Raw genomic sequence first — 11,796 nt, 5'->3', positions numbered from 1 at the left:
CATTGTAAACTACCTCAATTACATAGCAATCGCATTTTGGAACCAATCTAACTTGACAAATTTGCTCTGGTTTTACTTTGGTTTTAACTAAAATATTACTACCGGACAGCTTGATAATTCCTTTTTTTAGTTGCTTGCTACTAATCGCTTGAATTGTATAAATAAGAATATTCCGACCCTTGACTTTATCTTTATACTTTGGTAATTTCGGGCAACCCGTGAATTTCGTGGGCTGCGTTTTGTAAGCTTTGACTGCTTCAAAAAAAGACTTCCAATTCTTGTCCAATATCATCAATACTTGTTGACTTACCTTGGCTGGTAAGTCTTTGTATGCTTGATGAGACTTCATCAAACGGTTCATTTCGTTGTAATTAATGTAACCCCATCCATAGACAAAACTCTGACGAATAACGTAGTTAGCCGCGTTGTACAAATTTTTTGATTTAAAGGCTAGCCCGTCAATTTCAACAAAACGATTTTCGGTGGATTTAATGATGTGTCTCTCTGCTAGTTGCATTCAGACTCTCCATTTTTTAACTCTCGCCATAATTCTCTCAGTTGGCTCTCTTGACTATATGATACTACCATTGTCTATTGATGCTTAGAATCTTAATGAAGTTTTATAATACCCTGCGGGAAAGACCGGGGTTCTCAGCATACGCACTATAGAGAACGATCGGGCGTTGTGCGATACACCCCGCCCCATTTTTGTCAACGGTACGGGCAATCCCCAAGTGTGTACCCTCTGGGCTATAACAATAGTATCCGGCGGCGGGTCGATCGGGCGTTGCCATGCAACGCATGGCATCAACGAACCAGATCCAGTCAGCATCCGCAAATCCCTCAAACAAGTCGTCAATTTGTGGACGAAACTAAGAGTGGAGTTGGAGTTTACGCTTTATAAATAGGGATTGAGCCATAAAATTACGACAGCTCATCCACAAGCAAAGCATACGGGGGTTAAAACCCCGAGTTGGTTTTCCTCTCAGCACTTTTTGTGACTGAGTTTCCCACCTATTGAGTGTTTTTTATGACTAACGCATCCCAGGGACTTCGCTCCACATCGCTAATTGCTGTCAACAAATTTACTCCGGCTCTCAACAAGATGATTCAGTCGGGTTACGTCAACAGCCAACAACTGAATGAAGCTCAAATAGAAAGCCGGAAGTCAGGTAAGCGGTTGACGGAGGTATTAGAAGCACTTACCGGGCAGCCGTTGCCCCCTGAATTGCTGCGCCTTTACAAAAAGCAGCAGATGTTTGAACGGAAGATAGTCTACGGCGTTGAAGCGTATGACCCGGAGATGAGCGAATTGTCGAACGAGCTACTCGGAGCTATGCTCGATCGATTGAAGATTTCGATCGACATTTGTCACCAAGGTAGGTTTTTACCAGTAGCGAAGACTGAAACAGAGCCTGCGGCGGTTTTAGTAGCAATGGTAGACCCCGACAACCTCAACGCCATAGAAGATTTGCGGCGGATTTTACAGCCTCACGGCTTAGCTTTGCAGCGACGGGTGATTACGCCAGACGACTATCAGGACATAACTTCGGCCTATCAAGACGACCAAGTTAAGGTAGCAGCCAAAATAGCAGAAGCCGAAAAGCAGAGAAAGCTGGAGCTAGGAGATGGAGATTTTGGCGAACTCTCGCTCGAAGAGGATACTGCCGACCAAGAAGACCTAGCCAACACCATAGATGATGCTGAGGCTGCTCCGGTTATTAAAGCTGTCAACGTCATTTTGGCTAAAGCTTTGTCGGAAAAGGTGTCTGACATCCACGTAGAACCTCAAGAAGAGTTCATGCGGATACGGATGCGGAAAGACGGGGTGCTGCAAGAGTATTTCCGGTTTCCGAAACAGGTAGTGGCATCGATTACGGCTCGTTTCAAGATTATTGCCAACCTGGACATTGCCGAACGCCGACAAGCTCAAGATGGTCGCATCCGCCGGGTGTTTGAGGGACGCACGGTGGACTTCCGGGTAAACAGCTTGCCTTCGCGGTACGGTGAAAAAATCGTGCTGCGGATTTTGGACAGTTCCAGCACTCAGTTGGGTTTGGGTTTGTTAATCTCCGACCAGGAAACTTTGGCTTTAGTGCGAGAGACTGCTAGCCGTCCGTTCGGGCTGATTTTGGTGACGGGGCCGACGGGTTCGGGCAAGTCAACTACTCTATACTCGATTCTGGCAGAACGGAACGATCCGGGGGTTAATATCAGTACGGCGGAAGACCCGATCGAATATGCTTTGCCAGGAATTACGCAGTGTCAAGTAATTCGGGAAAAAGACTTGACTTTTTCCAACATTCTGCGGGCGTTTTTGCGGCAAGACCCTGACGTGATGCTGGTGGGGGAAACGCGGGACAAGGAAACAGCAAAAACAGCTCTGGAAGCTGCTTTGACGGGACACTTAGTGCTGACGACGCTGCACACGAACGACGCGGCCGGGGCGGTGGCGCGTTTGGCTGAAATGGGCGTAGAACCGTTCATGGTTTCGGCCGCTCTGTTAGGCGTTTTAGCTCAGCGTCTGATGCGAAGAGTTTGCGACAAATGCTGCATTCCTTACCAGCCTACGGCGGAAGAACTAGGTCGTTACGGTCTGTCAGCTTCTCAAGAAATCGATCTGACTGTTAACAAAGCCAACATCGTAGCGGTGGAGGAAAGGAAAGAGCTAGCAGAACGCGAGCAACTGTGTCGCAAGTGCAGTGGCCTGGGTTACAAAGGACGGATAGGGGTTTACGAGTTTCTCAAAAATACTGAGCGGCTTCAAACTCTGATCACTCAAGGAGCTCCCACAGAGCAAATTAAGGAAGCAGCGGTAGAAGAAGGGATGAAAACGTTGTTGGCTTACAGCTTACAGTTAGTGCGAGAAGGCGCGACTACCTTTGAAGAAGTCGAGCGGGTGACGTTTACTGACTCCGGGCTAGAGGCGGAAATGAAAGCCAAACGCAAGCAGGGACTTACCTGCAAAACTTGTCGAGCGGAATTGAAGCCGGAGATGCTGGATTGTCCGTACTGCTTGACGCCGCGCTTTATAGATTGATTGGGGAGTCAATGGTCAGTTGTCATTCGTCCTCGGCCAGCAGAAACACAACGCCGGAACTGACAACGCCGGAACTGACAACTGACAAGTGAGCTAAATTGGTCAATAACTATCAACTCGATCTAGGAGAGGTATCTATGGGTCTGATGATTGAAGACGTACTCGAGTCCCTGGTAGAGCAAGGGGGTTCCGACATACACATCCAAGCAGGCGCGCCTATCTTCTTCCGCGTCAGCGGCAAACTAACTCCTCAATCGCAATATGGCGACGTTCTGTCTGCCGAGGAAGTGCAAATCCTGATTTTCCAAATGCTCAACAATATGCAGCGCAAGCAGTTGGAAATGGAGTGGGAGCTCGACTGTGCTTACGGGGTGCGAGGATTGGCTCGGTTCCGGGTCAATGTCTACCGGGAGCGGGGTGCTTGGGCTGCTTGCTTGCGGGCCCTGCAATCTAAAATTCCGAATGCGGATGCGCTGGGGGTACCGCAGATTTTGCGAGACATGACGGAAAGACCTAGAGGTCTGGTGTTGGTGACGGGCCAAACGGGTTCGGGGAAAACTACGACGATGGCGGCTTTGTTGGATCTGGTCAACCGGACGCGGGCAGAGCACATTCTCACAGTTGAAGATCCGATCGAATATGTGTTCCCTAACGTCAAGAGTTTGTTTCACCAGCGCCAAAAGGGCGAAGATACTAAGAGCTTTGCGAATGCGCTCAGAGCAGCTTTGCGGGAAGATCCGGATGTGATTCTGGTGGGGGAAATGCGGGACTTGGAAACTATCAGTCTGGCAATTTCCGCTGCTGAAACGGGTCACTTGGTGATGGGAACTCTGCACACTAATTCGGCTGCGGCAACGGTAGACCGGATTTTGGACGTGTTCCCACCAATTCAGCAGCCCCAAATCCGAGCTCAGGTTTCTAACTCTTTGGTAGGAATTTGCAGCCAAAATTTGGTGGTGAAAGTTGGGGGCGGCCGCTGCTGCGCCATGGAAATCATGGTGAATACTCCAGCTATGGCTAACTTGATCCGGGAAGGCAAAACTCCGATGATTTACTCCCAAATCCAAATGGGGGCTAAATTGGGCATGAGGACGATGGAAATGGCACTGGCTGAACTTTACAAGACTGGTAAAATCAGTTGGGAATCGGCAATGAGCAAGGCTTCTAAGGCTGACGAACTCGAACGCTTGATCGGCCCTGCACCTGTTGGCGAAAAGCAAAAGACTCATTAATTCAGCAGTCATTAGTCAGGAGTCTGCCAAAACAACTGATGACTGATGACTGATGAGTGATGACAACTAAATTTTGATAAATTTTCAGAGGTGAGCTGTGGCTACCAACGTGATCCGCCAAAAACCGAAAGGTGGTTTTGATTTCAGTGCGATTCAGGAGCAAATAGAGTATAACCTTACCAGTCTTACTGTTAAGGATATGGCTATTTTTGCTCGTCAGTTTGCGGCTATGTTTAATGCCGGGGTGGCGATCGTGAGATGCCTTTCGGTACTCCAAGAGCAGTGTTCTAATGCTAAGTTGAAGCGAGCGCTCAGGAGCATGAATGCTGATGTGCAGGAAGGGATTAACTTGGCAGAGGCGATGTCTAAGTTTCCTGATGTTTTTGACCAACTCTTCGTCAGCATGGTGGCGGCGGGAGAAGTTGGTGGGGTGCTAGATGAAACCCTCGACCGTCTGGCGGTGATGATGGAAAAAAATCACAAGACGGAAGCTGAAATTAAATCGGCGATGTCTTATCCGAAGACGGTGCTGTTTATCGCGATCGTCATTTTCTTCGCAATGACCATATTTTTGCTGCCAACTTTTGCAAAAATATTTAAGGATATTGGTGCCGATTTGCCAGCTTTTACGCTGTTTATGCTGGGGATTAGCGCGTTTTGTACGGCTTGGCCTCCGATCCAACAATTGACGGTGATTGGGGTGATTGCGGCGCTCAAAATTGCCTTCGATATGTACTACAAAACTCCAATAGGTCGCCTGCAAATTGATAGAATTGCGATGAAGTTGCCAATTTTTGGAGATTTGATCGAAAAATCGGCGGTGGCGAGGTTTTGCGTCATCTTTGGCTCGCTGACGCGATCGGGGGTGCCGATTCTGAGTTCTTTGGAAATTGTGCGAGATGTGGCCGGGAATCAGGCGATATCAAATGCGATCGAATATGCGAGACAGGAAATTCAAAGCGGCGGCATGATCAGTATTGCTTTGCAAGAACAGCAAGTTTTCCCATCCTTGGCTATTCAAATGATGGCAATTGGTGAGGAAACAGGTGAACTTGATAAGATGCTGATGAAAGTTGGCGCTTTCTACGAAACGGAAGTGGAAGAAGCAGTCAAAGGACTTACCAGTATGCTGGAACCTCTGATGATTGTGGTCATCGGTGCGATCGTAGCTTCGATTTTGCTGTCGATGTATCTGCCGATGTTCGCAGTGTTTGAGAAGATGTAAAAAAGTCAGTTGTCAGTTGATAGTTGTCAGTTGTCAGTTGTCAGTTGTCAGTTGACAGTTGACAGTTGACAGTTGACAGTTGACAGTTGGCAGTTGACAGTTGACAGTTGGCAGTTGACAGTTGACAGTTGGCAGTTGACAGTTGAAAGTTGTTATTTAAGAATTGTCATTGGCTTTGTTTGAGTTGTTAATACTGTTCAGTCAGTGATATGGTCTTGGCTAATCTTTGAATAACCAATGACCAATTATTGCGAACTAATGAATAACCAATTGCAAATTACCAATTACAAATTGCCAATGACAACTGACTAATGACCAATGACCAATGCCCTGTTTGCCCCATGCCCCATGCCCCATGCCCCATGCCCCATGCCCCATGCCCCATGCCCCATGACTGATGACTGATAACTGATGACCAATGACTAATTAATTGATTTAAAATGTCTGTAAAACAATCACATTACGAGGCTTTATTAGCAGAGTACAGCGAATTTTCGGCAGCGATCGCCCTGCTGAAAAAATATCGGCTGTACATGGAGATGATTCCGAGTATCCGCCGCGCTAACGAAAGCTTAATTACCATTCCTTTGCCAATTGTGCGCTTGCAGGAGGGGGTTTCCTATGCGGGTAGGGGGGGGACTAGCATCTCTCCGGGACAGGCGGCTTGTTTGCCTTGCGATTTGGCAATTTTGATGTGCGATCCAGAATGGAAAGTTAAAATTGGGGTGGAAATCTTGGTTTTTATTCACCGCCCTGATGAAGATTTTTCTGATTTGTTGGGTCGCTGGCGCCAGTGTCAGGTTTGGTTGGATAAAGGTTATGAATGGGTGATGCCTCACCGCTACAAGCATATTTTTAGCGATGAAGCTGAGGCTATTCATCCGCTATTTGTTTTGTTTGATGAAACTAACGATCGCATTCAGCGCGGTTTGATGGCGGCGGGGTTGCCGTTTGTTATTGAAAGTTTTGATTTGCCGATTGAGGAAGCAGCAGCGGATGAAGAGTTTCTCGGTAGCCCAGAATTTGGGAGTCTGGGTGAAGAAAGTTATGAGTTATAGGATGGTTGCGCGATCGATAATTAGGTCTGTCTTTTCAATTGACAGTTGACCGCTTGACAGTTGACAGTTGATCGTTGACCGCCACCTGTACCTGGAAGTCCGAGGATTGGAGTAATTAATAGTCTGATTTTAATTTCTCCCGATCGGGCTTGGAGCTTTAAACTAATTCTTTCTTGTAATGATAAGGTAATTGGTAATCAATGTGTTTTATTTTGTTAGTTAAATTTGATGGTAAGATAAAAATTACGATGTTAACCGCAGAGGACGCAGAGAACGCAGAGGGGAGAGAAAGAGGTAAGTAGAAATTTATTTAGATGAGTATAATTTTTTATTAAATAGGAGCTATTGAAATGAGGTTGTTAAAATCTTGGCGTTTAGTTTTATTAGCTCTAGTTTTTGGGATGGCTGTAATTGTCTCAAATTGTGGCACTCCTGCAAATATTACTAATAATTCTCCAACTCCCACAACTCCTGCGGCTGTTCCAGCAGGGGCTTTGGTCTACGGGGCGGGGGGGCCGCCGGTGAATCTGGAACCGGGAAATGTTACTGATGGTAATTCGGTGATTGCGATCGACCAAATCTACAATCGCTTGACTGATTTTAAACCCGGAACCGTAGAATTGGAACCGAGTCTGGCGACTGAATGGTCGAACTCGAAAGATGGCAAAACTTGGACTTTTAAGTTGCGCTCCGGGGTGAAGTTTCACGATGGGACGGATTTTGACGCGGATGCTGTTAAGTTTAATGTCGATCGCTGGTGGGATGCGAAAAATCCTCACGGGTATCGAGATTCGGGCAAAACTTATCAGATTTGGAAGGACTTTTTTGCTGGATTTAAGGGCGATAAAGATTCCCTGGTCAAGGATGTGACCGTTGTTGATAAGTCTACGATTAGGTTTGTGTTAAATCGGCCTTTTGCTGCCTTTGCTTCGGCGATTGGGTCTGGTTATTTTGGGATTGCGAGTCCGGCGGCGGTGAAAAAAGCGGGTGCTAAATACGGCACTCCTGGGTCGCTGGCGGTGGGTACGGGGCCTTTTGTGTTTAAGGAATGGATCTCGGGCGATCGCATTATTTTAGAGAAAAATCCGAATTATTGGAAAGCTGGAACGCCGAAAGTCAATCAGTTGGTACTTCGTTTTGTGGACGATCCGGCGGCGAGACTCGCTCAATTGAGGGCTGGTCAACTTGATTTTACTGTGGATTTAACGCCGGATCAATTGAAAGAGGTGCAAGCGGATGCTAATTTGGAAACTGTTTTGCGGCCTTCTTTTAATGTGGGTTATTTAGCCTTAAATCCGGGTTACGCGCCTTTGGCGAAACCGGAGGTGCGGCGGGCGATCGCCCAAACAATCAACAAGCAAGCTATCGTCAAGGCTTTCTGGGGAGAACTCGGCAAATACGATTCACAATTTATCCCGCCTTCGCTGAATTGGGCGGAGTCTGACAAAGTTAAAGATTACGAGTTTAACCCGCAGCAAGCTAAAGCAATGCTGGCGAAGGCGGGTTATCCAAATGGTTTTGATTTGGATTTGTGGTATATGCCGGTCAGCCGTCCCTATTTTCCCACGCCGAAGCCGATCGCTGAGGCTTTTGCTGCGGATTTAAGCGCGATCGGGATTCGGGTAAAGTTGCTGACAAAGGATTGGTCTGCTTATTTGGCCGATCGGCTAAAACCTCCGGGCTTTCAAGCTTTTATGATGGGTTGGACTGGAGATTATGGCGATCCTGACAATTTCTATTATCCTCACTTCGGCCCTGGTTCGACTGCGGATTTGGGAAATTGGAAAAATCCGCAGGTTTTGGAACTTTTAGATCAGGGGAGGGCGAGTGGGGATAAAGTAGCCCGGGCGAAAATTTATGCGGAAGTTAGCGAGATTTTGCATGGGGAAGCTGTACGTTTGCCGATCGTACATTCGCAACCGCTTTTAGGGAAACGCAAGAATATTCAAGGTTGGATTCCGAGTCCTTTGGGTTCGGAGTCTTTTGAGGATGTGAGTAAGTCTTAAAAAAGTGCTTTTCATGCTGAATGTACTGCCGATCGCTCTACTATAGAAATTGCCGATCGAGAGTGATACACTGATGGAAGTACAGCCCAGAGAAATTCGACGTTACACTACAGCAGAGGGTAGAATACCATTCACCGAGTGGCTTGATGCTCTCCGCGATCGGAATGTTAGAGTTAGAATCAAGGCTAGGCTTGACCGAGTTGAGCAAGGTAATCTCGGAGATTTTAAGTCAGTGGGACAAGGAGTTTTTGAACTCAGAATTAATTATGGCCCGGGCTACCGCGTCTACTTTGGACAAGTTGATTTGACAATTGTGGTAATCCTCATAGCTGGGGATAAAAGCACCCAAGAACAAGACATTCGACAAGCTATAGAATACTGGACAGACTATGAAAAACGTGAAAATGCCTGCGAGTGATAGCTACCGCGAGTACCTAATTGAATCTCTCAAAGAGCCGGAAGAAGCTGCTGGTTATATTGAGGCTATCTTGGAAGAAAAAGATCCTGAACGTGAACTGTTTAGAAATGCAATTAGAAAGGTAATTGAGGCTCGAATCAGGATGAATGCTCTTTCTGCTTCGGCCAAACAGCATCATGAAAAGCTTGACAAAATGTTGACAGCAAGTGCAGGTGCGGAAATTTACTGTTTTGTAGAATTGCTCGAAGCGTTAGGATTTAAACTAGCAATTACTGTCGAAAATAGTGAGTGGCGCGCTGACTCGGAATCAACGAAGATTGGGGAATCAGAACGAGCCCCGGAACCAGCTAATTTATAGCCGATCGTAGCTTTTTATTGCGATCGTACATTCGCAACCGCTTTTAGGGAAAGGCAAGAGTGTTCGAGGTTGGATTCCGAGTCCTTTGGGTTCGGAGTCTTTTGAGGATGTGAGTAAAAGATGAATTTACCTGAACCAACAGTATGGACAGCAATCAACAACCTGGAAATCATCAGCCACAAATTATTTTGATTACCGGGAATATGGCTGCTGGAAAATCAACAGTTGCCCAATCACTTGCCGAACGGTTGCCCAAAAGTGTTCACCTTCGCGGCGATATCTTTCGTCGCATGATTGTGAATGGACAGGCGGAAATGGCGTTAAATTTGTCAGCAGAAGCATATCAGCAGCTTCAACTGCGCTATCACCTCGGAGCAATGGCAGCGCGACAATATCTCCAGGCTGGTTTCACAGTTGTCTATCAAGACATCATCATTGGTTCGACATTGGCTGAGGTAGTTGCCACTTTCCACGATGTGCTTTTATCTGTAATTGTTTTGTGTCCTCAGGCAGAAGTTGTCGCGGCACGGGATGCGACACGATCGAAAACTGGATATGCTAATGAATCAATGGTTTATGCCTTCGATCGCATTCTCCGCACCGAAACTCCTCGCCTTGGCTACTGGCTGGATTCAACCAATCTAACAGTAGAAGAAACGGTCGATCGGATTTTGGCAAATTTGCAAGATGAATGAGATCAACTGATGTTTCAATATATTCTTAAACGTTTTCTGGGACTGCTACCTGTTCTGTTCGGAATTACTCTGTTGGTATTTATGTTTTTGCACCTGATTCCTGGAGACCCCGCTACAGTGCTTTTGGGAGAACGCGGAACTCCCGAACAGGTGGAAATATTGAAGGCGAGATTGGGCTTGAATCAGCCTTTACCTTTGCAATATTTAGCTTTTTTAAGTAGTTTGATTCGATTCGATTTAGGAAATAGTATTATTAGCGGTATTCCGATTGTTGATGAAATTAGAAGTCGCTGGCCTGCTACTTTGGAACTGTCGGTGGCGGCGATGTTGGTGGCGCTTTCGATCGGAATTCCGGCGGGGATTTTGGCTGCTGTTCGGAAAAATAGCTGGCTGGACAATCTGACGATGAGCGGTTCTTTGATTGGCGTATCTTTACCAGTCTATTGGTTGGGATTGATGTTGATTTATTTGTTTGCTATTTATCTGAAATGGCTGCCTCCTAGCGGGCGAATTAGTGTAGATTTGGGGTTTGGTTTTAAGCCAATTACGGGTGTTTATGTTGTGGATGCTTTGCTGAGGTGGGATTTGGTGGCTTTGCGGGATGCGATCGCCCATCTCATCCTCCCAGCCTTAACTTTAGGAACAATCCCCTTGGCGATTATCGCTCGAATTACTCGTGCTGCGATGCTGGAAGTGCTGGCGCAAGATTACATCCGCACGGCGCGGGCTAAGGGTTTGCCGGAATTTTGGGTGGTTTTGACACACGCTTTGAAAAATGCGTTTTTGCCGATCGTCACAACTATAGGTTTGCAGTTCGGCACGCTTTTGGGCGGGGCGATTTTGACTGAAACAATTTTCTCGTGGCCGGGAATTGGTTCTTGGATTTATAGCGGGATTCTGACGCGGGATTACCCAATTGTGCAAGGAGGAGTAATCTTTGTGGCTGTGACTTTTGTACTGATCAATCTGGCTGTTGATATTTCCTATGCTTTTTTTGACCCGAGAATTCAGTACCGTTAATTAAAAGAGTTCAGATTCGGATCTTGAAATCGCATCTACACAAAGTTTCGTCCCAGCAGAGGGGGAGTGAAAGATTAGGACTAAACTAAACAGAAAATGCTTGTTTAACATCCGGTTGTAGCAGGTAGTAAATGCTAGCGATGGCAAAACCCAGAGATAGAAAATTGACTGCTGCACCTGCGCTACCAAGCATTTTTGCAATTTGGGTGACGACGGCGATGACATGGATAATGAATGTTCCTGTCCAAGCCCATTTTTTTAGTTGAAACAAACCCCATGCTAAGACTAGGGAAATAATTCCGATAATTATCGCGATTGCTGAAAAAATTGCAATGAAGCCGCCGATGACTGTGCCAACTTTTGCACCGAATCCAACTGCGCCGAGACCGCCTAAAACGCCTGCAAATAGTAAGATGAACAAGCCGTCAAGCAGACTGAAGATGCCACTAATTAACTGTAAGATTGCCAGAACTGTAACGCTTTGAGGACGATTCATGTTTGGGCTTTTCCATTTTTAACGGATTTGCAAGATATTTTAACCTGTTGTGTGCACAGGGCGGGTATATATTCAGGATTTGGGCGCTGCGCGATCGACAAATCGGGTTTATGAGAGTCAGCGTGTTCGTATTGTGTGGTTCGAGCCGCGTAGAGTTCGATCGCCCTATCAAAGTCACAACTTAGTTTACTAGCTGCTATACAAATCCTAGACAAGTCTAGACATTTGCTTCTTACTTCATCGGGAGC

At 46.5% G+C, this 11,796-nt stretch carries 12 protein-coding genes and 1 pseudogene; 10 read left to right on the top strand and 3 right to left on the bottom strand.

Annotated elements, in window-relative coordinates:
- Window positions 1-517, bottom strand: a pseudogene (locus QT974_RS21900) (RNA-guided endonuclease TnpB family protein); the annotation flags it as partial.
- 166 nt (window positions 518-683) lie between these two features.
- Here QT974_RS21900 and QT974_RS21895 point away from each other — a divergent pair.
- The 10 genes from QT974_RS21895 (at window position 684) to QT974_RS21850 (ending at window position 11,052) form a co-directional block, all read left to right on the top strand.
- On the top strand, window positions 684-908 hold the full coding sequence (locus QT974_RS21895) for a hypothetical protein (protein ID WP_333470530.1): 225 nt from the start codon (window positions 684-686) through the stop codon (window positions 906-908).
- A 122-nt stretch (window positions 909-1,030) separates the two neighbouring features.
- The gene (locus tag QT974_RS21890) at window positions 1,031-3,040 is read left to right on the top strand and encodes a GspE/PulE family protein (RefSeq protein WP_333470529.1); all 2,010 of its coding nucleotides are present in this window, start codon (window positions 1,031-1,033) and stop codon (window positions 3,038-3,040) included.
- Between the two features lie 137 nt (window positions 3,041-3,177).
- The gene (locus tag QT974_RS21885) at window positions 3,178-4,272 is read left to right on the top strand and encodes a type IV pilus twitching motility protein PilT (protein WP_333470528.1); all 1,095 of its coding nucleotides are present in this window, start codon (window positions 3,178-3,180) and stop codon (window positions 4,270-4,272) included.
- Between the two features lie 97 nt (window positions 4,273-4,369).
- Entirely contained in the window at window positions 4,370-5,497 is a 1,128-nt protein-coding gene (locus QT974_RS21880; protein ID WP_333470527.1) for a type II secretion system F family protein, read from the top strand.
- Between the two features lie 440 nt (window positions 5,498-5,937).
- Window positions 5,938-6,555, top strand: a complete 618-nt coding sequence (locus tag QT974_RS21875; protein ID WP_333470526.1) for a hypothetical protein — start codon at window positions 5,938-5,940, stop codon at window positions 6,553-6,555.
- A 350-nt stretch (window positions 6,556-6,905) separates the two neighbouring features.
- Window positions 6,906-8,561 carry an ABC transporter substrate-binding protein gene (locus QT974_RS21870; RefSeq protein ID WP_333470525.1) on the top strand — a complete coding sequence of 552 codons (1,656 nt, stop codon included), beginning with the start codon at window positions 6,906-6,908 and terminating at the stop codon, window positions 8,559-8,561.
- A 73-nt stretch (window positions 8,562-8,634) separates the two neighbouring features.
- Window positions 8,635-8,979 (top strand): type II toxin-antitoxin system RelE/ParE family toxin, encoded by a 345-nt coding sequence (locus QT974_RS21865; RefSeq protein ID WP_193976182.1) that lies wholly within the window; start codon window positions 8,635-8,637, stop codon window positions 8,977-8,979.
- Window positions 8,951-9,337, top strand: a complete 387-nt coding sequence (locus QT974_RS21860) for a helix-turn-helix domain-containing transcriptional regulator (RefSeq protein WP_333470524.1) — start codon at window positions 8,951-8,953, stop codon at window positions 9,335-9,337. The genes QT974_RS21865 and QT974_RS21860 overlap by 29 nt, the downstream gene beginning before the upstream one ends.
- Window positions 9,338-9,480: 143 nt before the next feature.
- Window positions 9,481-10,032, top strand: a complete 552-nt coding sequence (locus QT974_RS21855; protein ID WP_333470523.1) for an AAA family ATPase — start codon at window positions 9,481-9,483, stop codon at window positions 10,030-10,032.
- A gap of 9 nt (window positions 10,033-10,041) precedes the next feature.
- The gene (locus QT974_RS21850; protein WP_333470522.1) at window positions 10,042-11,052 is read left to right on the top strand and encodes an ABC transporter permease; all 1,011 of its coding nucleotides are present in this window, start codon (window positions 10,042-10,044) and stop codon (window positions 11,050-11,052) included.
- 85 nt (window positions 11,053-11,137) lie between these two features.
- On the opposite strand, the gene QT974_RS21845 is transcribed toward QT974_RS21850, so the two are convergent.
- A complete protein-coding gene (locus tag QT974_RS21845) occupies window positions 11,138-11,548 on the bottom strand; it encodes a hypothetical protein (RefSeq protein ID WP_333470521.1) in 411 nt (136 codons plus the stop codon).
- The coding region (locus QT974_RS21840) for a hypothetical protein (RefSeq protein WP_333470520.1) at window positions 11,545-11,796 on the bottom strand (252 nt) is incomplete at its 5' end. The genes QT974_RS21845 and QT974_RS21840, both read right to left, overlap by 4 nt.

The sequence above is a fragment of the Microcoleus sp. BM001215392 genome (genome assembly GCF_036700185.1).
Lineage (GTDB): Bacteria > Cyanobacteriota > Cyanobacteriia > Cyanobacteriales > Microcoleaceae > Microcoleus.
This window is presented reverse-complemented; position numbering and strand designations above follow the sequence as displayed.

Excerpts from the sequence above, each read along its gene's own strand:
- QT974_RS21870 (WP_333470525.1), top strand. The coding sequence starts at position 6,906 with ATGAGGTTGTTAAAATCTTGGCGTTTAGTTTTATTAGCTCTAGTTTTT.
- QT974_RS21865 (WP_193976182.1), top strand. The coding sequence starts at position 8,635 with ATGGAAGTACAGCCCAGAGAAATTCGACGTTACACTACAGCAGAGGGT.
- QT974_RS21875 (WP_333470526.1), top strand. The coding sequence starts at position 5,938 with ATGTCTGTAAAACAATCACATTACGAGGCTTTATTAGCAGAGTACAGC.
- QT974_RS21860 (WP_333470524.1), top strand. The coding sequence starts at position 8,951 with ATGAAAAACGTGAAAATGCCTGCGAGTGATAGCTACCGCGAGTACCTA.
- QT974_RS21845 (WP_333470521.1), bottom strand. The coding sequence starts at position 11,548 with ATGAATCGTCCTCAAAGCGTTACAGTTCTGGCAATCTTACAGTTAATT.
- QT974_RS21850 (WP_333470522.1), top strand. The coding sequence starts at position 10,042 with ATGTTTCAATATATTCTTAAACGTTTTCTGGGACTGCTACCTGTTCTG.
- QT974_RS21885 (WP_333470528.1), top strand. The coding sequence starts at position 3,178 with ATGGGTCTGATGATTGAAGACGTACTCGAGTCCCTGGTAGAGCAAGGG.
- QT974_RS21855 (WP_333470523.1), top strand. The coding sequence starts at position 9,481 with ATGGACAGCAATCAACAACCTGGAAATCATCAGCCACAAATTATTTTG.
- QT974_RS21890 (WP_333470529.1), top strand. The coding sequence starts at position 1,031 with ATGACTAACGCATCCCAGGGACTTCGCTCCACATCGCTAATTGCTGTC.